At 59.2% G+C, this 23,984-nt stretch carries 25 protein-coding genes; 16 read left to right on the top strand and 9 right to left on the bottom strand.

From position 1 onward, the window contains the following. Positions 1-27 precede the first annotated feature (27 nt). The 3 genes from iscR to OP500_RS03595 all read right to left on the bottom strand — a co-directional run bounded on the left by iscR (position 28) and on the right by OP500_RS03595 (position 2,070). Positions 28-474 (bottom strand): Fe-S cluster assembly transcriptional regulator IscR, encoded by a 447-nt coding sequence (iscR, locus tag OP500_RS03605; protein ID WP_238746216.1) that lies wholly within the window; start codon positions 472-474, stop codon positions 28-30. Positions 475-630: 156 nt separating this feature from the next. Next, positions 631-831 carry a hypothetical protein gene (locus tag OP500_RS03600; RefSeq protein ID WP_238746218.1) on the bottom strand — a complete coding sequence of 67 codons (201 nt, stop codon included), beginning with the start codon at positions 829-831 and terminating at the stop codon, positions 631-633. Between the two features lie 255 nt (positions 832-1,086). Further along, positions 1,087-2,070, bottom strand: a complete 984-nt coding sequence (locus OP500_RS03595) for a J domain-containing protein (protein WP_238746220.1) — start codon at positions 2,068-2,070, stop codon at positions 1,087-1,089. A gap of 219 nt (positions 2,071-2,289) precedes the next feature. On the opposite strand from OP500_RS03595, the gene fdx reads away from it, so the two are divergent. From fdx to OP500_RS03540, 11 genes are all read left to right on the top strand, one after another. Next, complete coding sequence (fdx, locus tag OP500_RS03590) at positions 2,290-2,631, top strand: ISC system 2Fe-2S type ferredoxin (protein ID WP_238746222.1); 342 nt, start codon at positions 2,290-2,292, stop codon at positions 2,629-2,631. Positions 2,632-2,773: 142 nt separating this feature from the next. Then, entirely contained in the window at positions 2,774-4,150 is a 1,377-nt protein-coding gene (gene argH, locus OP500_RS03585; protein ID WP_238746224.1) for an argininosuccinate lyase, read from the top strand. A gap of 191 nt (positions 4,151-4,341) precedes the next feature. Beyond that, on the top strand, positions 4,342-4,683 hold the full coding sequence (gene erpA, locus OP500_RS03580; protein ID WP_238746226.1) for an iron-sulfur cluster insertion protein ErpA: 342 nt from the start codon (positions 4,342-4,344) through the stop codon (positions 4,681-4,683). A gap of 164 nt (positions 4,684-4,847) precedes the next feature. Continuing rightward, positions 4,848-5,966, top strand: a complete 1,119-nt coding sequence (locus OP500_RS03575) for a phospholipase A (RefSeq protein ID WP_238746228.1) — start codon at positions 4,848-4,850, stop codon at positions 5,964-5,966. A gap of 143 nt (positions 5,967-6,109) precedes the next feature. Continuing rightward, entirely contained in the window at positions 6,110-6,784 is a 675-nt protein-coding gene (locus tag OP500_RS03570) for a DUF502 domain-containing protein (protein ID WP_238746229.1), read from the top strand. Positions 6,785-6,799: 15 nt separating this feature from the next. Continuing rightward, positions 6,800-7,294 carry a hypothetical protein gene (locus OP500_RS03565; RefSeq protein ID WP_274070204.1) on the top strand — a complete coding sequence of 165 codons (495 nt, stop codon included), beginning with the start codon at positions 6,800-6,802 and terminating at the stop codon, positions 7,292-7,294. A gap of 164 nt (positions 7,295-7,458) precedes the next feature. Continuing rightward, positions 7,459-7,935 carry an Ivy family c-type lysozyme inhibitor gene (locus OP500_RS03560; protein WP_274070203.1) on the top strand — a complete coding sequence of 159 codons (477 nt, stop codon included), beginning with the start codon at positions 7,459-7,461 and terminating at the stop codon, positions 7,933-7,935. 118 nt (positions 7,936-8,053) lie between these two features. Beyond that, a complete protein-coding gene (locus OP500_RS03555) occupies positions 8,054-8,590 on the top strand; it encodes an Ivy family c-type lysozyme inhibitor (RefSeq protein WP_238746234.1) in 537 nt (178 codons plus the stop codon). A gap of 30 nt (positions 8,591-8,620) precedes the next feature. Beyond that, positions 8,621-8,965 carry a hypothetical protein gene (locus OP500_RS03550; RefSeq protein ID WP_238746236.1) on the top strand — a complete coding sequence of 115 codons (345 nt, stop codon included), beginning with the start codon at positions 8,621-8,623 and terminating at the stop codon, positions 8,963-8,965. A 58-nt stretch (positions 8,966-9,023) separates the two neighbouring features. Beyond that, positions 9,024-10,832, top strand: a complete 1,809-nt coding sequence (gene aspS / locus OP500_RS03545; RefSeq protein ID WP_238746238.1) for an aspartate--tRNA ligase — start codon at positions 9,024-9,026, stop codon at positions 10,830-10,832. Between the two features lie 366 nt (positions 10,833-11,198). Further along, positions 11,199-12,653, top strand: a complete 1,455-nt coding sequence (locus OP500_RS03540) for a TrkH family potassium uptake protein (protein ID WP_274070202.1) — start codon at positions 11,199-11,201, stop codon at positions 12,651-12,653. Between the two features lie 205 nt (positions 12,654-12,858). Here OP500_RS03540 and era read toward each other — a convergent pair whose 3' ends face one another. The 4 genes from era to OP500_RS03520 all read right to left on the bottom strand — a co-directional run bounded on the left by era (position 12,859) and on the right by OP500_RS03520 (position 14,777). Beyond that, complete coding sequence (gene era / locus OP500_RS03535; protein WP_238746241.1) at positions 12,859-13,764, bottom strand: GTPase Era; 906 nt, start codon at positions 13,762-13,764, stop codon at positions 12,859-12,861. A gap of 76 nt (positions 13,765-13,840) precedes the next feature. Next, complete coding sequence (locus OP500_RS03530; protein ID WP_238746243.1) at positions 13,841-14,284, bottom strand: peroxiredoxin; 444 nt, start codon at positions 14,282-14,284, stop codon at positions 13,841-13,843. A 93-nt stretch (positions 14,285-14,377) separates the two neighbouring features. Next, positions 14,378-14,560 (bottom strand): oxidoreductase-like domain-containing protein, encoded by a 183-nt coding sequence (locus OP500_RS03525; RefSeq protein ID WP_238746245.1) that lies wholly within the window; start codon positions 14,558-14,560, stop codon positions 14,378-14,380. After that, positions 14,547-14,777 carry an RNA-binding S4 domain-containing protein gene (locus tag OP500_RS03520; protein WP_238746247.1) on the bottom strand — a complete coding sequence of 77 codons (231 nt, stop codon included), beginning with the start codon at positions 14,775-14,777 and terminating at the stop codon, positions 14,547-14,549. Before OP500_RS03520 ends, OP500_RS03525 begins: the two co-directional genes overlap by 14 nt. Positions 14,778-15,115: 338 nt before the next feature. Between OP500_RS03520 and mgtE the strand changes: the two genes are divergently transcribed. From mgtE to OP500_RS03495, 5 genes are all read left to right on the top strand, one after another. Further along, positions 15,116-16,549 carry a magnesium transporter gene (gene mgtE / locus OP500_RS03515; RefSeq protein ID WP_274070201.1) on the top strand — a complete coding sequence of 478 codons (1,434 nt, stop codon included), beginning with the start codon at positions 15,116-15,118 and terminating at the stop codon, positions 16,547-16,549. 203 nt (positions 16,550-16,752) lie between these two features. After that, positions 16,753-17,991 (top strand): NAD(P)/FAD-dependent oxidoreductase, encoded by a 1,239-nt coding sequence (locus OP500_RS03510; RefSeq protein WP_274070200.1) that lies wholly within the window; start codon positions 16,753-16,755, stop codon positions 17,989-17,991. 61 nt (positions 17,992-18,052) lie between these two features. Next, positions 18,053-18,766: a hypothetical protein gene (locus OP500_RS03505; RefSeq protein ID WP_274070199.1), complete on the top strand. Its 714-nt coding sequence runs from the start codon at positions 18,053-18,055 to the stop codon at positions 18,764-18,766. A 25-nt stretch (positions 18,767-18,791) separates the two neighbouring features. Then, complete coding sequence (locus OP500_RS03500; RefSeq protein ID WP_274070198.1) at positions 18,792-19,982, top strand: NYN domain-containing protein; 1,191 nt, start codon at positions 18,792-18,794, stop codon at positions 19,980-19,982. Positions 19,983-20,239: 257 nt separating this feature from the next. After that, complete coding sequence (locus OP500_RS03495; protein WP_238746256.1) at positions 20,240-20,491, top strand: peptide ABC transporter permease; 252 nt, start codon at positions 20,240-20,242, stop codon at positions 20,489-20,491. 228 nt (positions 20,492-20,719) lie between these two features. On the opposite strand, the gene OP500_RS03490 is transcribed toward OP500_RS03495, so the two are convergent. Then, a complete protein-coding gene (locus OP500_RS03490; RefSeq protein WP_274070197.1) occupies positions 20,720-22,072 on the bottom strand; it encodes a DUF2868 domain-containing protein in 1,353 nt (450 codons plus the stop codon). 285 nt (positions 22,073-22,357) lie between these two features. Next, complete coding sequence (locus tag OP500_RS03485; RefSeq protein ID WP_238746258.1) at positions 22,358-23,854, bottom strand: S41 family peptidase; 1,497 nt, start codon at positions 23,852-23,854, stop codon at positions 22,358-22,360. Between the last annotated feature and the right edge of the window lie 130 nt (positions 23,855-23,984).

The raw sequence follows: 23,984 nt of genomic DNA, 5'->3' as shown, positions 1-23,984 counted from the left end.
GGTCTCTTGTTGTCGTGTGTTCTCGGGTTAGTAAATGTGGGTAAGGGTTACGGTTTGTTCGCTCTGTTTGCTTTGCTCCTGCTCCAGCAGCCCGGCCAGCGTTACGCTGCTCAGATAGCTGTTGATGGTATGGTTAAGGTTTTCCCAGAGATTGTGCGTCAGGCAGCGGGCACCGCCGTGGCAGTTTTCCTGACCGCTGCACAGCGTGGCATCCAGCCGGTCTTCGGCTGCGGTGATGATTTGGGCGATATTGATGGAATCTGCGGGGCGACCGAGAATATAGCCGCCGCCGGGGCCGCGGATGCTTTCAACCAAACCTGCGCGGCGCAGTTTGCTGAAAAGCTGCTCCAGATAGGAAAGAGAGATGCTCTGTCTTTCGCTGATGGCATTGAGTTTGACGGCATTGCCTTGTGCATTCATCGCCAAATCAAGCATGGCGGTTACGGCAAAGCGTCCTTTGGTGGTGAGACGCATGATGTGTTTCTGGGTGGTTCGGTGCTGTTCTTATGGCGGCGGATTATCCGATACCCGAGTAAATCAGTCAAGTATATGGCGGTGAAAATTTTACATGCGTTCACAAATAAAAACGGTTCCGTTTTACGGAACCGTTTGCTATCGGAAATAAGCTAATCAGGCAGTAAAGCCAGCGGCTTTGGCGGCAGCTTTGTAGGCTTCGACATCGAAACCATCGCCGTGGGTGATGACGACATAGCCTTCTTCATGGTTGGCATTGACGAAACGCACACCGGCAACACCGGAAGTCTGTTCGACCAAACGATCGCCGTCTTGTTTGCTGGACATTCCGCCGACGGAAAGTTTAAGTTGCGGCATTTTCAACTCCTTACTCAATGAATTTAATAGATATATGCAACGCAGCGAGTTTGCGAAACCCGCAAGAAATTTGACAAACATCAAACTGCGTTAAGCGTGGCGATTGTGCCTGCATTTGGCATAAGTGTCCAGCATCGCGGCCGATGTGCGGCGGCAATCTCGGCAAAATGCTGCATTATTGCCACGAAAGGCAGCCTGAAAATTTTCAGGCTGCCTTAGCGGGATGTTTTTCTGGGCTTTTCAGTCTGGCGGCATTTACAGGGGGCGCTCTTTGGCGCGCTGCAGATAAACGGTGGCTTCGCTGTTTTTACCGCCGACATTCAGCGTTTCGCTGGAGATTTCTTCGCCGTTGTCGAGCTGGCGGTAGCGGATGCGGTATTCGCCGGCATCGAGTTTTTCCAAAGCCAGCTGGCTGCGCTCTTCGATAAAGAAAGTGCGGATGGGCTGGCCTTCGTGCATCAGCTCGGCGAAAACGTCGGAAGAATTGCGGATATTGTCAACGAAAATCCGGTAACTGCCCTGTTTTGAAAACTGCGGATAGCCGCCGATATAGCCCGAAGTTTTCGGCCACGGAGCACCGTTGGGGGCGGTGGCGGGGCGGATATAGTTCTCGCCCGCGGGGGGAAACGCGGCCAATTCGGGCTGCTGCTGCGGTTGGGCATCAGCGGGCGGGTTTTCAGGCTGCATTTCCGACATTTCGATGCCGTCGCCGCCGGGCTGGTCGATGCGGCCTTGCAGCGGCTGCGGTGCGGGAGCCGTTTCTTTCAGGCTGCCTGCGACGGCAGAAGCGTCATCTTGGGCGGTCTCATCGTTGCTACCCGACCAAAACAGCGACAACTGCCACGCCAGCAGGGCGCCGGCCATTACCACCGCCACCGCCAGCAGCGCGGCCGTCAAGCGTTTTTGCTGCTTGGTAGGCGCGGCGGCTGCAGCCGGCTGCGGCGGCGTGCTGGCGGCAGCGGGTGCCGCAGCGGGCTGGCGCTGCACGGTAATGCGTACTTCAGCCACTTTCTGCCGCGCCTGCTGCTCGGCAATCCAGCGGTCGTGTTCGGCGCGCCGTTCGGGGTCGGACAGCACCTCATAGGCCTGGTTGATCAGCTGCATGATGCGGTGGGCATCCGGATCGGGGTTCAGGTCGGGATGGTACTGTTTCGACAGCCGGCGGTAGGCCTGCTTGACGGTTTCGGCGTCGGCATCGGCGCTAATGTGGAGATTGTCGTAATGCGTGCGTATCGGCATGGCAATCGGTGGCGGACAAAAGCGCGGATAATACCGCCCTTGCCGCCGGCGGACAATCTTTCGGGGATGCGCCCGCTGCCGCTTTCAGGCTGCCTTTGCCGTACAAAGCCGCAAAATAAGCCTGCAAAAGTAAGGTTTTTAGCGCTGAAGCGCTTAGGCTTTTACGCTACAATACCGCCCGTTTTCCGCACACCATCCAACGATAAAGAAAGCCAAACCATGCCAAAAATCACCGTTTTGCCGCACGCCGACCTGTGCCCCGAAGGCAAAGTCATCGAAAACGCCCCCAGCGGCGAAACCATCTGCGACATCCTGCTCGACAACGACATCGAAATCGACCACGCCTGCGAAAAATCCTGTGCCTGCACCACCTGCCATGTGATTGTGCGCCAGGGTTTCGACAGCCTGGAAGAAGCCAGCGAACTGGAAGAAGACCTGCTTGACCAAGCCTGGGGCTTGGAAGCCGATTCGCGCTTAAGCTGCCAGGCGGTTATGGCCGATGAAGACCTGGTGGTCGAAATCCCCAAATACACCATCAACCACGCGCGCGAACACCATTAAAAGCCAAAGGCAGCCTGAAAAATACCGGCAGCCTGAAAGCCGCCTGTTTTAATTTGCCCCAATCCCCAAGCAGCCTGAAAGCCGTTTTTCCGTTTTCAGGCTGCCTGAACGAAGCACCTGCCCCACTACAAAGGAAGCGAAAATGAACAATAAAACCTGGTCCGGCCGTTTTGACGAGCCCGTATCCGAGCTGGTCAAACAATACACCGCGTCAATTCCCTTCGACCACCGTCTTGCCCGCCACGACATCCAAGGCTCGCTGGCGCACGCGCAGATGCTGTGCAAAGCCGGCGTATTGAGCGAAAGCGATTTGGCCGACATCCGTCGCGGCATGGCCGAAATCCTGGAAGAAATCGACGCAGGCAGCCTGAAATGGTCGCTCGATTTGGAAGACGTGCACATGAATATCGAGCGCCGGCTCACCGAAAAAATCGGCGATGCCGGCAAACGCCTGCACACCGGCCGCAGCCGCAACGACCAAGTCGCCACCGACATCCGCCTGTGGCTGCGCGACGAAAGCGACCACATTTCCGGACTGCTCGCCGATTTACAGCACGCACTGCTGGACGTGGCCGCCGAACATAGCGAAACCGTGATGCCCGGCTTCACCCATCTGCAGGTTGCCCAGCCGGTGAGCTTCGGCCACCATCTTTTGGCCTATGTGGAAATGTTCGGCCGCGACCGCGAGCGCCTGGCCGACTGCCGCAAACGGCTCAACCGCCTGCCCTTGGGCGCTGCCGCGCTGGCCGGCACCACCTACCCCGTCAGCCGCGAAACCACCGCCCGCCTGCTCGGCTTTGACGAAGTGTGCCAAAACTCGCTCGATGCCGTGTCCGACCGCGATTTCGCCATCGAATTCACCGCCGCTGCCGCGCTGTTGATGACCCACCTGAGCCGGCTTTCCGAAGAACTGATTGTGTGGATGAGCCCGCGTTTTGCCTTTATCGATCTGGCCGACCGCTTCTGCACCGGCTCGTCGATTATGCCGCAGAAGAAAAACCCCGACGTACCCGAGCTGGTGCGCGGCAAGTCCGCCCGCATCACCGGCCACCTGATGGCGCTGCTCACGCTGATGAAATCTCAGCCGCTAGCCTACAACAAAGACAATCAGGAAGACAAAGAACCGCTGTTCGATACCGTCGATACGCTGGTACAGACCCTGAAAATCTACGCCGAAATGGTGCGCGGCATCCGCGTCAAACCCGAAAACATGCGCGCGGCGGTGATGCAGGGTTTCGCCACCGCCACCGATCTGGCCGACTATCTGGTGAAAAAAGGCCTGCCGTTTCGCGACAGCCACGAAGCCGTTGCCCGCGCCGTGCGCCTGGCCGAAAGCAAAGGCGTCGATCTGGCCGACCTGTCGCTTGCCGAGCTGCAAAACTTCAGCGATCTGATTGCTGACGACGTTTACCGGGTACTCACCCCCGAAGGCAGCCTGAAAGCGCGCAACCACACCGGCGGCACCGCGCCCGAACAAGTACGCCGCCAGATCGAGCGCTGGCGAAAGCTGCTGGCGTAAATTTTCAGGCTGCCCGAGCGTACAGGTGGGCGGTTTTCGCCATGCAAATGCGTCGCAATTAGCCCGCTACAACAAACGCTTATTGCCCTTTAGCCCCGTTCGGCGTAGCATTACGCCTGCGCGGTCTTGAAACCCATAGCCCGCGCCCATATAAACGCACCCTTGCAACATCTTCCGAAAGGAGACACACCATGTCCGACGAAAGCCCGATTATCTTTACCGATTCCTGCTGCGCCAAAGTGGCCGACCTGATTGCCGAAGAAAACAACCCCGACCTGATGCTGCGCGTCTTCGTAAACGGCGGCGGCTGCTCCGGCTTCCAATACGGTTTTACCTTTGACGAAATCAAAAACGACGACGACTTCGAAATCGAAAAACAAGGCCTGAAATTCCTGATCGACCCGATGAGCTACCAATATCTGCTCGGCTCGGAAATCGACTACACCGAAGGCCTGCAGGGTTCGCAGTTCGTGATCCGCAGCAACCCCAACGCCGTAACCACCTGCGGCTGCGGCTCTTCTTTCTCGGTCTGATCCCGATGCCGCACAGGCAGCCTGAAAAAGTTTTCAGGCTGCCTTTTCGCGTCTGCCGTTTTCACATAAAAATCGGTTAGAATGCCGCCCTGAAAATTCTTTGAACCCATTGCCCCAGCCGCTTTTAGGCTGCCCGAACAACCCTTTTCCCCGGATTCGTTCTGATGAAAAAAACCGCCCTTTTGCCGCTGCTGCTGGCTGCCGGCGCCGTCCACGCCGAAAACCCCCAAGATGCCGCGCTCTCCTGCACGCTGATTGAAGACAGCATCGTGCGCCTGGCCTGCTTTGACAAAATCTACGGCCGCCAGCTGCCGCCGAGCAAGCCGATTGTACCGCACGAAGGCGATCAGGCGTCAAAAACCGTCGATCTGGAAAACAGCTACCGCAGCAGCATTGAGAGCAAATCGCCGCAAGTGGTGTTCAGCGAAGCCAACCTGCCCGAGCACACCGCCGATGCCTACAGCGACCTGAGCCTGCTTTACGATTTGGACAAAAACGACGAAAACGGCCTGCTGTCGGTGCGCGAGCACAATCCGATGTACCTGATTCCGCTGTGGTACCGCAGCAGTCCCAACTACTACCCGCAAACGCCTACCCGCGGCGTTACCGTAAACGACGTCCATTCCGAGCAAAAACATCTGGAAACCAAAATGCAGGTTTCCTTCAAAACCAAGCTGCTGCAGGACTTGTTCAAAACCCGCGCCGACGTGTGGTTCGGCTACACCCAGCAGTCGAACTGGCAAGTTTACAACCAGGGCAAGAAATCCGCGCCTTTCCGCAATTCCGACTACCAGCCGGAAATTTTCATCACCCAACCGGTGAAAGCCGCGCTGCCCTTCGGCGGCAAGCTGCGGATGGTGGGCGCCGGTTACGTCCACCAGTCCAACGGCCAGAGCCGCCCGCTGTCGCGCTCGTGGAACCGCATTTACCTGATGGCCGGCGCCGAATGGGGCAAATTCACCGTGGTGCCGCGCGTATGGGCGCGCATCGACCCCAGCCGCAAAGAAAAGGACGACAACCCCGACATCGGCAAATACATGGGCTACGGCGATTTGCGCACCAGCTACCGCATCAACGAAAAACACACCCTCTCCACCCTTACCCGCTTCAATTTCGGCAGCGGCAAAGGCGCGATGGAAGTGAGCTACACCTTCCCGATCAAAGGCAAGCTCAAAGCCTATCTGCAAGGCTTCTACGGCTACGGCGAAAACCTGATCGACTACAACCACAAGCAAAAAGGCATCGGTCTGGGCGTGATGTTCCGCGACTGGGACGGTCTGTAAAGCACGTTGCCGCCAATTTTCAGGCTGCCTTGCGCACCATAAAGCCGCAGGCAGCCTAAAAACCGTTTCCCGCACGCAAAAGCCATACGGGCGCCGCCCGCTTTGCGCTATAATCCCGCCTTTTCCCCCGCACAGTTCCCCCAATGAGCGAACCACGGCCGACCATCGGCAAAATCATCCGCAAATATCTGGTTACCGGCATACTGGTATGGCTGCCGATCGTCGTGACCATCCGCATCATCGCCTACATCATCTCCGCCAGCGACGGCCTGACCAACCTGCTGCCTGCCCAATGGCAGCCCGCCACCTATCTCGGCTTCAACCTGCCCGGCCTGGGCTTTTTGCTGGCGCTGGCCGTATTGTTCGTTACCGGCGTGTTCGCCGCCAACATACTCGGCAAAACCATACTCGAAGGCTGGGACTCCCTGCTTGGCCGCATTCCGGTAGTCAAATCCATCTATTCCAGCGTTAAAAAAATCTCCGAATCCCTGTTTTCCGACAACAGCCGCTCCTTCAAAACCCCCGTGCTGGTGCCCTTCCCCCAGCCCGATATCTGGACGCTGGCCTTCGTATCCGGCAGCCTGCCGCCCAATATCGCCGCCGTTTTGCCCGACGAAAACTATATTCCCGTTTACGTTCCCACCACCCCCAACCCCACCGGCGGCTACTACATTATGGTGCGCGAAAGCGATGTGCGCTTTCTCGACATGAGCGTGGACGACGCCCTGAAATACGTGATCTCCCTCGGCATGGTCAGCCCCGCCGAACCCGCATCCGCCATTATTCTCGAAAGCGACTTCCGCCGCGAAACCGACTAAGGCAGTCTGAAAACCATGCGCAGCTACGACGACTTCCAACACCACCTCGGCCAGCGCCTGCACGGCATCGGCCAAACGCAGGCGCGGCAGCTGGTGCAGGCGCTTGTCGTCGCCGTCGATGCCCAAATGCCGGCCGATAACTTCCTGCGCGAGCCGCCGGCCATGCAGCCCCATTTTCACGCCCTACGCCAAGCCGTGCGCAGCAATAATTGGCAGCCTGAAACCATCGCCGCCGAGCTCGATGCCCTAACCGCGCTCGAGCAGCAGCACGGCAACGGCGATACCGAACTACACAACCTTGCCTTTCTGGTGCTGCTCGACAACTGGATGCTGCTGCAAGAGCCCGGCCTAAATGTCGACGAATGCTTTGCCGCCGCCTTTGCCAGCGTCGCGCAATATATGGATCTGGCCGACAACCAAAGCGAAGCCGATTTGGACAGCTGGCTAGACGACCCGCAAATCGCCGCCGCCGCCCGCCGCCTGGAAGCCATGCTGTCCGCTCGGCCCTAAACCGTTTTCAAGCTGCCTGAAAGCAGGAAAAAGCAGCCTGAAAACCTGCACAAAAGCCCGCAAAGCATTACAATCCGCCCGTTTGCCCTTTTCAGGCTGCCTTAGGCAGCTTCAGGCAGCCTGAAAACATTTTTCCACTTGCCCCACCCCCAGGAGAATCTGCCATGACCCTCACCCTAAAAACCCTTGCCACCCTCACCCTCGCGCTGGCCGTAGCCGCCCCCGCCGCCGCCAAGCCCGCGCAAACCGGCCAAACATCCCAACAGGTCAGCCAAAAAGACGCCGACACCTACCTGTTCTACCTGCTCGAAAAACCCGCCTACCGCAGAGTGTGGCGCAGCCAAATCGTGCCGCACACGCCCCAAAGCGACAGATATTGGATTAAAGACGCCGACGGCCCCACCGTTCCCGAAGGCGCGGTAACGGTGGACGGCAAACGCTACATCGCCACCACCATGTGCCAGCCGCATAACTGCATCAGCAACAGCATCTACATCCTGCTGAACAAACAGCGCGCCGTGGTGCTGCATGTCGAAAGAAACGGCACCCAAGAAATCCTCGCCACCCGTTACTACGGCAAACCCACTGATGCTGAAAAAGCCGCCCTGCAGAAACTCGCCACCGACAAAGAAGAAAAATAAACCTTTTCAGACGGCCTCTGAGGCCGTCTGAAAGCCCGATTAAAACCGCACAAAGTTTTGCAATCCGCCCGTTTGCCCTTTTCAGGCAGCCTGAAAAGGCTTTAACCCGTTTTATCAAATGCCCGCCATGCCCCGCCTTGCCCGAATTGCCGCCGCCCTTGCCCTGATGCTGGCCCTTGCCGCGCCCGCCGCCGCCAAATCCGTAGAAATTGAATGGATAGCCGATCGCCATCTGTCCGAGCTGCTCAAAAAATCCGCCTACCGCCAAGTTTGGCGTAGCCAAATCCTGCCCGAAATCCCCGCAGAAGATCAGGTTTGGATTGAAGACGCCCTGAGTTCGAGCGGCCCCAACGGCGAAATAAGGATAAACGGCCGACGCTATCTCGCTTCCACCCTGCGCCATCCGCGCGACGACAACAAGCTCTATATCCTAATCAACGAGCAACATGCCGTGGCAGCGCACGCGCAGTTTCACGAAGCCGACCGGATACCTGCACACAACGAATCCGGAAAACGCACCGAAGCCTTCACCCTCCGCTACTACGGCCAACCCGACACAGCCGAAAAAGAAGCCCTAAGAGAACTGATATTTCAGGAATGGAAGGCGGAAGCCGAAGAAAATGCCCCGCAAAAACCGGATACCAAAAACGAATAAACCTTTTCAGGCTGCCTAAAAAGAGCCCCCATGCAAGTAGAACCCAGTTATTACAACCTATCACGCCCTGCCGATTATTATTTTTGCGTGGGCGATTGCGCGTTTATTGACTTTATTAACCACGGCGATGCCGTTTGTTTACGGCGCATTTCATTTGACGGCTACGGCTGTTGCGATGTAGAAACCGCCCAAGCCATCGCGCTTGATGCCCACGACAGCGCCGCCATTAAACGCATTTGGCAACATTATGCGTTTGAAGAAACCGTATCCGAACCCGAGCTGTTCAAACAAATTGTTAAAAGAACGCTTACCGCCAACCGTCATTTGCTGTGGGAAGATGCCCTTGCAGAATACGATTTAATTGAGGCAGCCTGAAAACAGTTTCTAAAACCCCTTTTCCCCTACTTTATTATTGAAACCAGAAAGAAAAACCATGCGTACCAACTATTGCGGCCTAATCAGCGAACAATATCTCGACCAAACCGTTACCGTGAAAGGCTGGGTGCACCGCCGCCGCGACCACGGCGGGGTGATTTTCATCGACCTGCGCGACCGCGAAGGCATCGTCCAAGTCGTGATCGACCCCGACACGCCCGAAGCGTTTGCCACTGCCGATTCCGCCCGCAACGAATACGTTTTGAGCATTACCGGCCGCGTACGCAACCGTCCCGAAGGCACGACCAACGACAAAATGATTTCCGGCAAAATCGAAATCCTTGCCAAAGAAATCGAAGTCTTGAACGCCGCCGCTACGCCGCCGTTCCAAATCGACGACGAAAACATCAGCGAAAACGTGCGCCTGAGCAACCGCGTTATCGACCTGCGCCGTCCGGTGATGCAGCGCAACCTGCGCCTGCGTTATCAAGTCGCTATGGGCGTTCGCCGTTATCTGGACGCACAAGGCTTCATCGACATCGAAACCCCGATGCTGACCCGCTCCACCCCCGAAGGCGCGCGCGACTACCTCGTGCCGAGCCGCGTTCATCCGGGCGAGTTTTTCGCTCTGCCGCAATCGCCGCAATTGTTCAAACAACTGTTGATGGTGGCGGGTTTCGACCGTTACTACCAAATCACTAAGTGCTTCCGTGACGAAGACCTGCGTGCCGACCGCCAGCCTGAATTCACCCAAATCGACTTGGAAACCTCGTTCTTGAACGAGGATGAAATCATGGACATCACCGAAGGCATGGCAAAACAAGTCTTCCAAGACGCGCTGGGTGTGGACTTGGGCGATTTCCCGCGTATGCCTTACGCCGAAGCCATGTTCTACTACGGCTCCGACAAACCCGATATGCGCATCAGCCTGAAATTCACCGAGTTGACCGACCTGATGAAAACGGAAGAGTTCAAAGTCTTCCGTGGCGCAGCCGACATGAAGGGCGGCCGCGTGGTTGCCCTGCGCGTACCGAACGGCGCGAAATTCAGCCGCAAAGAAATCGACGAATATACCAAATTTGTCGGCATCTACGGCGCGAAAGGTTTGGCGTACATCAAAGTGAACGATGTCAGCAACCTCTCCAACGGCGAAGACAGCGGCCTGCAATCTCCAATCGTGAAATTCCTGTCTGAAAACGCCCTGAAAGAAATCATTGCGCGTACCGGAGCACAAAACGGCGACATCATCTTCTTCGGCGCGGACAAAACCAAAGTCGTGAACGAAGCCATCGGCGCGTTGCGTATCAAAGTCGGTTTGGAACACGGCAAAGACAACGGCTACTTCGTGGACGAATGGAAACCTTTGTGGGTTGTCGATTTTCCGATGTTCGAATACGACGAAGAAAACGACCGCTGGGCAGCCATGCACCACCCGTTCACCTCGCCCAAACCCGGTCACGAAGACCTGATGGACAGCGACCCCGAACACTGCCTCGCCCGCGCCTACGACATGGTGCTCAACGGCTGGGAAATCGGCGGCGGCTCCATCCGTATCCACCGCGCCGAAGTGCAGGAAAAAGTGTTCGCCGCCCTCAAAATCAGCCCCGAAGAGCAGCAGGAAAAATTCGGCTTCTTGCTCGACAACCTGAAATTCGGCGCCCCCCCGCACGGCGGTTTGGCCTTCGGTTTGGACAGACTGGTTACGCTGATGACCGGCGCCGAGTCCATCCGCGACGTCATCGCCTTCCCCAAAACCCAGCGCGCCCAATGCCTGCTCACCAACGCCCCCGGCGCGGTGGACGACAAACAACTACGCGAACTCGGCCTGCGCCTGCGACAAAAAGCGGCGGAGAATAAAGAAGCCTAGGGAGCTGTTGGCAATCGGCTTTTGAAATACAAAAGACAGCCTGAAAGCCCCGGCAAAACCCAAGATTCGCCCAAGCAGCGTCATTCCCGCGCAGGCGGGAATCTTGGTTGGGACGGCGGCAATGCGCGGATAAGCAGTCCGATATCCAATCCGAAACAAGATTCCCGCCTGCGCGGGGGTAGCGTAGCGGACTTGCGTAAGCTGTCGGCATTGGAAGTTTATGCCGCAAAAGCCGCTGCAATGCTGATTGTCAAAACACCCCGGAATCCCAGCATCCTGAAACATTCAGGTAACACCAAACAAGGCAGCCTGAAAACCGTTTTTGCCGTTTTCAGGCTGCCTTTATCGCGCCTTTGATGTTCTGTTATGCGAAAAATCCTGCCCACCCTGCATATTCTCGTCAAGCTCGGCATGCTGCTCGCGGTGCTGATGCTGGTGCCGGCGGCGGTGTCGTTTTATTTTCACGACGGCGCCGAAACGGTGTTTTCCGCCACCGGCCTGATCACCTTTTCGCTGTGCCTGCCGGTGTGGTTTTTCACCCGCAGCCACCACCACGAATTGCGCCCGCGCGACGGCTTCGCGCTGGTGACCATGCTGTGGCTGGCGTTTGCGCTGATTGCGGCGATGCCGTTTTATTTCTACTTTGAAGAGATGTCGTTTACCGATGCCTTTTTTGAAGCCATCAGCGGGCTGACCACCACCGGCGCCACCATTATGAGCGGGCTAGATACCCTTGCGCCCTCGCTCAATTTCTGGCGCCACATGCTTAACTGGCTCGGCGGCATGGGCATTATCGTGCTGGCGGTGGCGATTTTGCCGATGCTCGGCGTCGGCGGCACGCGCCTGTTTCAGGCCGAAATCCCCGGCATCGAAAAAGACGCCAAAATGGCGCCGCGCATCTCGCAAACCGCCAAGCGGCTGTGGCTGTTTTATCTCGGCTGCACGCTGCTCACCGGCCTAGGGCTGCACCTGGCCGGCATGGGCTGGTTCGACGCCGTCTGCCACGCCATGTCCGCCTTCGCGCTGGGCGGCTTTTCCACCCGCGACAAAGGCATCTCCGCCTTCGATTCGGCCGCGGTCGAATGGGTAATCGCGCTGGCCACCCTGGCCGGCGGCATCAATTTCGCCACCCACTTCAAAGCGCTGCGCCACCGCTGTCTGCGCCCTTACTGGCGCGACGAAGAAGTGCGCACCCTGCTCTTGCTGCTGGCCGCCAGCATTGCCGCCGCCACCCTTTATTTCTACTTCACCGGCCGCTACGGCTTGGGCGATGCGCTGCGCTACGTCGGTTTCAACTTCATCTCCATCGGCCTGGCCAGCGGCTTTGCCAACACCGATTTCGGCGTGTGGCCGCTCACCGTATCGCTGTGGATGTTCTTTCTCTCCAACGTACTGGCCAACACCGGCTCGATGGGCGGCGGCATCAAGCTCGCCCGCGCCATTGCCCTGGCCAAATTCTCGCTGCGCGAAACCGTACTGCTGCAGCACCCCAACGCCGTGCGCACGGTAAAAGTCAACGGCAGCAGCCTGACCGAACACCTCGCCATGGCGATTATGGCCTTTATCTTCGCCTATTTTATGACCGTGGTTGCCGCCACCTTCGCCCTGATGATCAGCGGCATGGACTTGATCAGCGCCATCAGCGCCGTGATTGCCTGCATCACCAACACCGGCCCCGGCCTCGGCATCGTCGGCCCCGCCCACAACTACGCCGCGCTGACCGACCTGCAAAAATGGCTGTGCGCCGCCGTGATGCTGCTGGGGCGGCTGGAAATCTTCACCGTATTTATCCTGTTTACGCCCGGCTATTGGAAAAAATAGTTTTCGGGCTGCCCATGCCTGCAATACACTCAAAAGCAGCCTGAAACAGCGTTTGCCGCTTTCAGGCTGCTTTTGCTTTGGTTTGCACACTTCGGTTTCGCCAACGCCGCCGTTAGCGCTTTTCCCGCTGCGGCAAATATTTTCAGGCTGCCTTGGGGATTCAAGGCAGCCTGAAAATATTGGACGAAGACGGCTCGGATGCGGGCTACATGCCCAATTCGCGCAGGAAACGGATGTCGTCGGCCCAGCCGGATTTGACTTTCGCCCATACCCGCAAAAAGACTTTGGCGTCGAACAGTTTTTCCATATCCAGCCGCGCTTCGGTGGAGATTTTTTTCAGCTTTTCGCCGCCTTTGCCGATCAGGATGGCTTTTTGGCTGTCTTTCTCCACCAGCACGGCGATGTGGATGCGGTGCAGGCCGTCTTCTTCGACTTGGAACTGCTCGACTTCGACGTTCATCGCATAGGGCAGCTCTTCACCCAGATAGCGGAACAGCTTTTCGCGGACGATTTCGCTGGCGAGAAAGCGGCCGGATTTATCGGTAACCATGTCTTCGGGATACAGCGGTTCGCCTTCGGGCAGGTAGGCTTTGAGCTGCTGCAGCAACGCGGCCAGCCCCAGAGCGTGTTTGGCGCTGACGGTGGCGGTGGCGGCAAAAGGGAACTCGGCTGTAACGCTGTCGATAAAGGCCTGCAGCTCGTGGGCGTTTTGCGCTTTGCTGCGGTCAATTTTGTTGAGCACCAGCACCACCGGCACATGTTTGGGCAGCTGGCGGATAACGGTGCGGTCGGCCTCGGTAAAGCGCATGGCTTCGATGACGAAGGCAACGGCATCGACGCCGGAGAGCGCTTCGGTTACGTTTAGGTTCAGGCGGTCGTTGATGGCGTTGCGGTGGTGGGTTTGGAAGCCGGGGGTATCGACGAAAATGAATTGGGCGGTGTCGTCGGTGTAAATGCCGGTTACTTTGTGGCGGGTGGTCTGCGCTTTTTTGCTGGTGATGCTGATTTTCTGGCCGATCAGGTGGTTCATCAGCGTCGATTTGCCGACGTTGGGGCGGCCGACGATGGCGATGAAACCGCAGCGGTAGCCGGGGGGGGCGGTGGGATACATGCTTAGTCTTTCGGTGGGACAAACGTTCAGGCAGCCTGAAAAGGGGAAAACCGCTTTTTCAGGCTGCTTCGGGTTTTCAGGCTGCTTCGGCGCGCAGGGTGTCGAGCACCTGCTGGGCGTGGCCGGCTACTTTGACCTTGCGCCATTCGTGGCGGATTTCGCCGGCGGCATCGAGCACAAAGGTGCTGCGTTCGATGCCTTCGTATTCGCGGCCGTAGAGTTTTTTGCTTTTGATGACGTCAAACAGGCGGCAGACGGTTTCGTCGGCGTCGCTCAAAAGCTCGAAACGGAACTGCTGCTTGGCGCAGAAATTCTGATGGCTTTTGACGCTGTCGCGCGAGATGCCGGCCACGGTGTAGCCGAGCGCTTGAAAGTCTGCGAGCCGGGCGTTGAAGTCCAATCCTTCGGTGGTGCAGCCCGGGGTGCTGTCTTTGGGGTAGAAATACAGCACCAGCGGTAAGTTGTCTTCGCTGTTGAAGATACTGCCGGATGAAGACGGCAGGGAAAAACGGTAGGCCATCGGGCTTCCTTTCACAATCAAACGGCTTTCAGGCTGCCTGCTTTGCGCTGGCGGCTAAGGCAGCCTGAAAACGGATAAAGGGGCAAAACGGGATTATTCGGCCGGCGGCGACTCGGCAGTTTGCGCGGTTTCTACCAGCTCGCGCTGCTGCGCCCGATAGGCGGCCAGTTCGCGGCGGTAGATGTCGTGGATGCAGGCTTCGCCGCATTCGCTGCCGCAGCATTCCCAGTCTTCCGGCGCTTCCGGTTCGCTCAGCAGGGGTTTATCCGGCGTCATGGCCCGCCCTCACTTCGATGCTGCTGCCGGCAAATTCGATGCGCTCGCCGGTGCGGATTTTGGCGGTTTTGCGGGTTTCGGTCTCGCCGTTGCGGCTCACTTCTCCGGCGGCGATGGCGCTTTTGGCGGCGCCGCCGCTCTCGGCCAGGCCGGCGGCTTTGAGCAGATCGCACAGGGCGATGTGCTCGTGGTTTTCGAGATAAAAAACGGTGTGCATGGCAGTTTTCTTTATTGGTGGTGAAACGGGATTTTCCGGCCTCAGGCAGCCTGAAAAGCGTTTTCAGGCTGCCTGCGCGCAGCCGCGATTATCCGCCAAAACCGCCGCCTGCGGAAAACATTTGCCCGCGGCGCGGCGGTTGCGGTTTTCAGGCTGCCTGAATTTCCGCTGCCGCCGCCGCGCAAAGCGTGTAGAATGCGCGCCGTTTCCAACCGCCGGCCCGCTTTCAAACGCGCGGGCGCCGATTATGGACCTTCCCAGTTCGTTACCGAGCCATTCTTTCCCACACACACCCTAAACCTGCCTGAATGCCCGCCGCACAGGCAGGCGGAGCATTTATGGAACCTCAAACCACCGACGATCGCCGTCCTGCCGAACAGGGCGCCATCGACATCGAACGCATCCACGATCTGGCCGAGTCGCTGCTGCCGCACTACGCGCTGATCGCGGCCGACAACACCCTTTCCGACCCGCAAACCAACAGCCGTCTGCAAACGCTGACCGGCATCCTGCACGAGCTGCATCCGGCCGACGTCGCCGACGTGCTCGAACAGCTGCCGCCCAAAGAGCGCGTGCTGGTGTGGCGTTTGGCTGCGCCCGAAGAAGACGGCGAAGTGCTGCTGGAAGTGTCCGACGCGGTGCGCGAAACGCTGATCGAAGCGATGAACAGCGAAGAGCTGCTGGCGGCGGTGGAAGACTTGGAAGCCGACGATCTGGCCGATTTGGCCGACGATCTGCCGCAGGATGTGGTAGCCGAAGCGCTGCAAACCCGTGATGAAGAAGAGCGCGCCCAGGTTCAGGCTGCCATGTCCTACCGCGACGACCAGGTGGGCGCGGTGATGAACTTTGAAACCGTCAGCATCCGCGCCGATGTGAGCTGCGAAGTGGTGCTGCGCTATCTGCGCCGTTTCGACAGCCTGCCCGACCATACCGACAAAATCTTTGTGGTGGACGACAACGACACCCTGCAGGGCGTGCTGCCGATCCGCAAACTCTTGGTATCGGCGCCCGAAGAAATGGTGGCCGACGTGATGGCCACCGACGTGGTGCGCTTTCGGCCGGAAGACGACGTCGAAGAAGCGGCGCAGGCCTTCGAGCGCTACGACTTGGTAACCGCGCCAGTGGTCGATGCCGCCGACAAGCTGATCGGCCGTCTGACCGTGGACGAAATGGTGGACGTGATCCGCGAAGAATCCGAAGCCGATATCTTGAATATGGCCGGTTTGAAGGAAGAAGAAGACCTGTTTGCGCCGGTGTGGGATTCGGTGAAAAACCGCTGGATGTGGCTGGCGATCAATCTGGTTACCGCCTTTGTGGCCAGCCGTGTGATCGGCGCCTTTGAAGGCAGCATCGAGAAAATCGTCGCACTGGCGGCGCTGATGCCGATTGTGGCCGGCATCGGCGGCAATTCGGGCAACCAGACCATCACCATGATTGTGCGCGCGCTGGCCGTCGGCCAGATTTCCGGCGCGCAGGCCATCCGGCTTTTGAAAAAAGAAATCGGCGTGGCGCTGGTCAACGGCGTGATTTGGGGCAGCGTGATGGGGCTGGTGTCGTGGCTGCTCTACGACAGCATCGGCATCGGCCTGGTGATGGTGGCGGCGATGACGCTCAACCTGCTCTTGGCGGCGGTGGTCGGCGTGCTGATTCCGATTCTGATGGAGCGCTCCGGCCGCGACCCGGCGCTGGGCAGCTCGGTGCTGATTACCGCGGTAACCGATTCGGGCGGCTTTATGATTTTTCTCGGCTTGGCAACCATGTTTTTATTGTAGAATATGCCTTATTACATACAGTTTCAGGCAGCCTGAAAAAACCCGCTGTTTGCTCTTTTCAGGCTGCCTGAAGCGCGCACGGCGTTTGCGCCGGCATAGCTTTTTACAGAACATAAACTTACGCGCTAGCCCCGCGGATTGCCGGCAGGCAGCCTGAAAGCGGTTTTGCCCCTTTCAGGCTGCCTGTCACCCGAGAGCCACACATGATCCACCATTTCGACATCGCCATTATCGGCGCCGGACCTTCAGGCGCAGTTGCCGCCACCCTGCTTGCCCGCCGCGGCTACCATGTCTGCGTATTGGAAAAGCAACACTTTCCGCGCTTCGTTATCGGCGAAAGCCTGCTGCCGCATGCCATCCAGATTCTGGAAGAAGCCGGCATGGCCGACGCGGTGCAAAACGGCATCGGCTTCCAATACAAAAACGGCACCGCCTTTTCATGGGGCGAGCGCTACGCCAGCTTCAATTTCAACGAAAAAACCGCCGCCGGCCCCAGCCATGCCTTTCACGTCCAGCGCGACCGTTTCGACCAGATTCTGATCGACACCGCTATCAAAGCCGGCGCCGAAGTGCGTTTCGGCGAAACCGTTTCCGCCTTCAACAACGGCGGCGACAGCGCCAAGCTCGGCGTGGAAGACGAAAACGGCACCAAATACGTGATCGACACCCATTTCGTGCTCGATGCCAGCGGCTACTACCGCGCGCTGCCGCGCCTGTTGGGCTGGGACATGCCCTCGACGCTGCCGCCGCGCCAAGTCCACTTCACCCATATCGACGACCACATCACCGATCCCGATTTCGACCGCAACAAAACCCTGGTCTGCGTCCACCCCGAGCACCGCGACGTCTGGCTGTGGCTCACCTGCTTCAGCAACGGCCGCTCATCCATCGGCGTCGTCGGCTCGGGCGAGCATTTCGCCGGCATCAGCGGCTCGGAAACGGTGATCGAACAATTCGCCAAAGAAATGCCGCTGCCGGCGCGCATCCTGCAAAACGCGGTGTGGGACAACGGCTTTCCCGCACTGTATCTGCGCGGCTATTCGGCCAGCGTCAAAGCGCTATACGGCCGCCATTTCGCGCTGTTGGGTAATGCCGCCGAGTTTCTCGATCCGGCGTTTTCCAGTGGCGTGACCACCGCCGTCCATTCCGCCAAACTCGCCGCCGACATCATCGACCGCCACTTTCAGGGCGAGAAAGTCGATTGGCAGAGCGAATTTGCCGACGCGCTTAATCTCGGCGTCAATGCCTTTCGTCATTATGTTACCGGCTGGTACGACCAGAGTTTCCAAAACATCGTCTTTTCCGAAGCGCTGCGCGGCGAAGCGCGCCGCCAGCTCACTTCGATATTCGCCGGCTATGCCTGGGATGCCGACAACCCCTTCGTTACCAAGGCCGAACGCAATCTGCAGCTTTTGACGCAGAATGTCGGCAAACCCGGCTAAGCCCCACCCACCGCCGTTTCAGGCTGCCTGAAACGGCGTTTGTGCACGGAAAGGAAGCCTTATGCAGCATCTGCTTATCGACACCACCAAAGTCCAAGCCAAATGGCGCCGCCTGCCCGTCGAAGGCTGGCGCATCAGCCTGTACGGCAGCGAAAAATCGCTCAGGCGCGTGCTGCCGCAGCTCGGTGCCGAATGCGGCCTGTGCGCCACCGGCAAACCGCTGCGCCGCATCGCCGCCGAAGCCGAAGCGGTGCTCTCCGCCACGCCCGCCGCCCGCGTGGTGCTGGTTTCGCCACGCAAAAAGCTCAAACGGCTGGCCAAGCGTTTTCAGGCTGCCTATCCGCAAGCCAGCGTGCGCTATGCCGCCAAGTTCGGCAAAAAACTCGCCCGCCGGCTGCAGCGCTCAGAATCAGACAATGCCCCGCACAAGCAGCCTGAAACGGCAAACGCCAAACTGCCGCTGCCTGCCGCACCGCAGATGCCCGCCGTATTCACCCCGCCGCCACCGCCCGCCGTCCGTGCGGCAGCACCGAAGCAGCCTGAAAAAACCGCCGAGCCGGTGTTTACCCTGCTGGCCGATTGCGACCTGCCGCCGGTAAACGAAGCCGAAGTGCTGGCGCTCTTGAAAAAAAACCGTCCCAAGAAAAAAGCCGCGCTGATGCAGCTTCTGACCGCCAAGCTGCACAGCCCCGCCACCGCCGCGCTGGTCTTGACCCGCCTGCTGCGCAGCGGCCGCATCCGCATCGACGCCGCCGAAAACGTGCGCTACCGATAAACCCGTTCCCGAAAGCCCCCGAAAAATGACGACCGCCAACAACGCCAACACCAAACTCGCCGTCCTGATCGACGCCGACAACGCCCCCGCCGACATCATCGACCGCCTGCTCGAAGAAATCGCCAAATACGGCATCGCCAGCGTCAAACGCATCTACGGCGACTGGAGCCACGGCCTTTCCAAATGGAAAGCCGCACTCCTGCCCCACGCCATCATCCCCGTGCAGCAGTTTGCCTACACCAAAGGCAAAAACGCCACCGATATGGCGCTGGTGATCGACGCCATGGATCTGCTTTACAGCGGCAATTTTGACGGCTTCTGCATTGTTTCCAGCGATTCCGACTTCACCCGCCTGGCCAGCCGCCTGCGCGAAAGCGGGCGCACCGTATATGGTTTCGGCGAAAAGAAAACCCCCGAAGCCTTCCGCAAAGCCTGCGACAAATTCGTTTACACCGAAATCTTCCGCCCCCACAAAAACCAAACCAAAGCCCGCAGCGACGGCAAAAACAGCAGTGATGCCGACAGCACCACCGAACCGGCCGCCGACGCCCTCACCCTGATCAAACGCGCCGTACGCGAAAACGCCGACGATCTCGGCTGGGCGAACCTCGGCCCCATCGGCAGCTACATCAACAAAACCAACCCCGATTTCGACTCCCGCCTTTACGGCTACGGCAAACTCTCGGAACTCATCAAATCCTTCGACATCTTCGAACACCGCACCGACAACAACCAGCTCCAAGTGCGCCGCCGCAGCGACAAAGCCGCCGACAAAACCGAAACCAAGCAGCCTGAAAGCCAAAAGCAGCCTGAAAACACCGCCAACAACGCCGATGCCGTCGAAAGCCAAGCCAAAGGCCGCAAACCGCGCAAAACCGGCAGCGAAGGCAGCCTGAAAAGCCAAGAGAACGCCGCCGCAGAAACCCCGGCTGCCCAGCCCAAACCCGCCGCCAAAGCCAAAAACGGCAAACTGCCGGTAACCCGCGTCATCCCCACCGTGCAGCAGGCCGTCGATGCCGCCGCCGACGCCGAAGGCTGGGCGCGCCTAAGCGACGTGCTCAAACAGCTCGCCGCCCTCAACATCAACCCGCAAAACTACGGCTTCGACACCGACCGCGAACTGATTCACGCCATCTACGCCGACTGGCTGGAAATCAAAAAAGCCGGCCGCGGCGAGCGCCTGCGCGTAAACAAACGCTTTGTCAGCAAAGACTAAACCGCCGCTGCAGACTTTCAGGCTGCTTTTTGCCACACAAAGCAGCCTGAAAAACAAACCAAGCCGTCATTGCCCGCATAGCCAGCAATCTTGGCGGCATCCGAAGCGCCAGTTTTGCCAAATAGCGTTCCCCAAAACAAGGCACCCGGCCGGGCAAAAATAAGCGGATACCCGATCGCCAATCGCCCGCCGCGTCTTAAAAATTTTCAGGCTGCCTTACACCCAAGCAACCTGAAATCCCCAAAAAGGACCGCACCATGCGCGAACGCCTGCAAACCCTGTGGCGGCATTACCGCAAGCCGCTGATCCTGCTTGCCGCCGACGCTTTCTTCTACACCATACTCGGCGGCTCCACCGCCGAATGCAGCCGCTGCCCGATGCCGCCGATGAGCCCCTGGGAGCGCGGGCTGTTCGCCTTTTCCTATTTCCTGGTTTTCGTCGGCGTCTGGTGGATTGTCCTGATCGCCATGTCGCGCAGCAGCAGCGAATTTACAGACTTGGGCGGCTGATTTTTCAGGCTGCCCAGCCAAAGCAGCCTGCAACCCATCTGCGCCCGCCAAAAGCATTTCAGGCTGCCTTGAATACCCAAGGCAGCCTGAAAATATTTGCCGCAGCGGCATTCTCAAAACCAAAGCGCGCCAACCAAAACAAAAGCAGCCTGAAAGCGGTAAACGCTGTTTCAGGCTGCTTTTTGATATTTCGCAAGCATAGCAGCCTGAAAGCGGTTTTGGACGTTTTCAGACTGCTTTGCCGGCTGATGCTTTAGGCGGCAGTTGGCTGGTTTGCGGCGGTTCGATCCACGGCCAGCCGTAGCGGTGCAGGGTATCGCGCCATTGCGCCAGTGTTTCTTGCAGGCTGCCGGCGGCGGGATCGGTGCCGGCGGGCAGGTAGAGCTGAACGATCAGTCCGCCGGCGGCCTGCGCGGACAGGGTTTCCAGCCGGCGGGTCATACCGCGGTCGGGCGGCAGGGTGGCGCGGATGCCGACCAGCAGCTGTACCGGTGCGGCGGCGTGTTGCAGGCGTTCGGCCAGCGCCGCCAGCTCGCTGCGTTCGGCAATCACGCCGCAGTCCTGCCAGTCGCGGCCGAGCAGGTCGCGGTACCAGTCGCGCTCGGGATGGGCGGTATCGAGCAGCAGCGCCCAATGCTGGGCGGCGGCGGCCGGCAGCGCGGGCGCAGGCTGCGGGGCGTCGGCGCGGTAGTCGGCGGCGCTGTCGGTAATCCTGCGCTGCCAGCGGCCGATAATGGTTTGGTAATAGGGCTGCGACCAGTCGGGCTCCAGACGGCCGCGGCCGTGCCACAGGCAGAACAGCCACGCTGCGGCGCGCGGCAGCAGGCCGTAGCAGACGATGCTGCCCAGCAGCAGCCCCGCCCAGGCGGCGGCATCGCCGGCCTGCGCCTGATTGCGGTTGGCGGCAACGGCGGCGGCATCGGGCACGGCAAAGCCGAGTTTGGCCGGCAGCCAGCCCAGCACCTGCACCAGATGGCCGAAAGCGGCGCTGTCCAACAGCGTGCTTTCCCAGTTGAAGCCGTACTGGCGCACCGAGAGCATTAGCAGTACCGCCAGCGTCATGCCGCCCAGCGCCGCCAGCGAGAGCCGGTGCATGGCCGCGCCCAAACGCCAGCGCTGCACGGTTTGGCCGGCGGCTTCGGCATACAGCCGCAGCATCGCTTGGGAAACGGCGTCTTTGCCGCGCAGCCAGTTGTCCGGCGCCAGCAGCGTTTTCGGCGGACGCCGGCCGAGCGCCGATACCAGCCACAGCAGCAGCATCACGCTGTGGACGCTGAGCACGCCGGCCAGCAGCAGCAGGAAATTCAGGCTGCGTTGCGCCATCAGCGCCCAGCCGGCGGCAAAGCCGGCACCGAGCCACAGCAGCGTGGCCAGCCGCAGCAACTGGTGCAGACGGCGCTCGTGGGCGGCCAGGCGGTCGCGCAGCGCGTGGTCGCGGTCGGCCATTTCGGCGCGGCGCGCCAGCCGCTCGGCAAAGGGCAGCGGGCTGTCGCGCAGGCTCTCTTCGGCCACGCGCGGGTCGGCGGAAAAAACATGGCCGCGCTGCTCGAGCAGGCGGACGAGTTCGGTTAGAAAATACATGGCGTCGCGGGCGGTTGAAAGCGGCGGATTATAGCGCAAGTGTCGCGCTTCTCAGGCAGCCTGAAACGGCTTTTGGGTGCTTTCAGGCTGCTTGCGTTAGGGACTGTTGTTGCGGGACAAAGCAGCCTGAAAGCGGATAGCGGCACCCTGCCCCAAGCGTTTGGCTTTTCAGGCTGCTTTGAAACGCCATCCGGCGGCGTGTTTTTCAGAACTTTCAGGCAGCCTGAAAGTTCTGTCGGCAAAAAAACCGCACGCCAAAGCGTGCGATCGGATGGGAGACGGTGCTTATTTTTTACCTTTGGCGGCGTCTTTGCCTTTGGCGGTTTTGTCGTCGGTTTTCTTGGCAGCGGCCAGGCCGAGCGATTTTTGCCATTGGGCGGGGTCTTTGACCAGTTCGAGCGCTTTGCGCAGCTGGTCGTCTTTGCTCGGATCGGGTTTGCGGCGGGAGCCGACATCTTCGTCTTTGTCTTTTTTGCCGTCTTTGGCTTTGGCCTGCTTGGCGGCTTTTTCCGCTTCTTCGGCCTGCTGCTCCAAGACGCCGCCTTTGACTTCGTTGGCGCCGGTGGGGTTGTTGATGTGGCCGGAGAGGTCGGCTTCGCGGCTCTCGAAGGTGCGGTTTTTATCCTGCACTTCCACATCAGGCAGGATGCCGGTGGCTTGGATCGAGCGGTCTTTGGGCGTGTAGTAGAGCGCGGTGGTGATTTTCAGCGCGCCGCCGTTGCTCATCGGGATCACCGACTGCACCGAGCCTTTGCCGAAGCTGCGGGTGCCGACCAATACCGCACGGCGGTGATCCTGCAGCGCGCCGGCCACGATTTCGGAAGCAGATGCGGAACCGGAGTTGATCAAAACGGCCATCGGCACGGTTTTGATTTCCGGCGGCAGGTCTTTGAGCGGGTCGCCGCCCGGGGCAAGCAGATAGTCTTCGGGGCGGGATTTGAGTTCCATCGCCGAGCGGTTGTCGCGGCCTTTGGTGCTGACCACCAGCAAATCGGGCTTCAGGAAGGCTGCCGATACGCCGACCGCGCCGTTGAGCAGGCCGCCGGGGTCGTCGCGCAAATCAAGAATCACGCCTTTGAGCGGGCCTTTGTTTTCTTTGGAAAGCGCGGCAATCGCTTCGGCCAGCGCCGGCACGGTGCGCTCTTGGAACTGGCTGACACGCACATAGCCGTAGCCGTCTTCCAGCAGGTGGTGGCGCACGCTTTTCACTTTGATCATGGCGCGGGTGATGTTGACCACAATCGGCTTGGTGCTGTCTTTGCGCGACAGGGTCAGGGTGATTTTGGTACCGGGTTTGCCGCGCATTTTTTTCACCGCGTCGGTAACGCTCATGCCGCGTGTGGATTCGTTGTCGATTTTGACGATGAAGTCGCCGCTTTTTACGCCGGCACGCTCGGCGGGCGTGTCTTCAATCGGCGAGACCACTTTGACAAAGCCGTCTTCCGCGCCGATTTCCATGCCCAGGCCGCCGAATTCGCCGCTGGTGCTCTCCTGCATGTCGGCATAGCCTTCTTTGTTCATATATTCGGAGTGCGGATCAAGGCCGGAAACCATGCCTTTGATGGCGTTTTCGATCAGTTTTTCGTCTTTTTCGTCGCTCACGTAATTGGCTTTCACCTGACTGTAAACTTCGGCCATATTGCGCAGGGACGAGATCGGCAGCCCTTCTTTTTTCTCGGCGGCCTTATCGGCGGCGATCGACTGGGCGCTGACCGTCAGCACGGCGCCGGTTAAGGCGCCCATAGTGTAAAGGGCGATTTTTTTCCAAGTTTGCTGAGCCATCGGCTGGTTCTCCGTCGGCCGCCTAAAGGCAGCCTGAAAAATACACTCAGGTTTTGCCCGCAGGCAGCCTGAAATCGAAAAAGGCGTAAGGGTATGTGATTTTTGGGACGATGGAAAGTGGCGGTGGGAA

Origin of the sequence: Kingella sp. SNUBH-2017 (assembly GCF_028680565.1) — a bacterium.
Lineage (GTDB): Bacteria > Pseudomonadota > Gammaproteobacteria > Burkholderiales > Neisseriaceae > Kingella_D > Kingella_D pumchi.
Note: the sequence above shows the minus strand (reverse complement) of the source record. Positions and strands in the feature narration are given on the sequence as shown.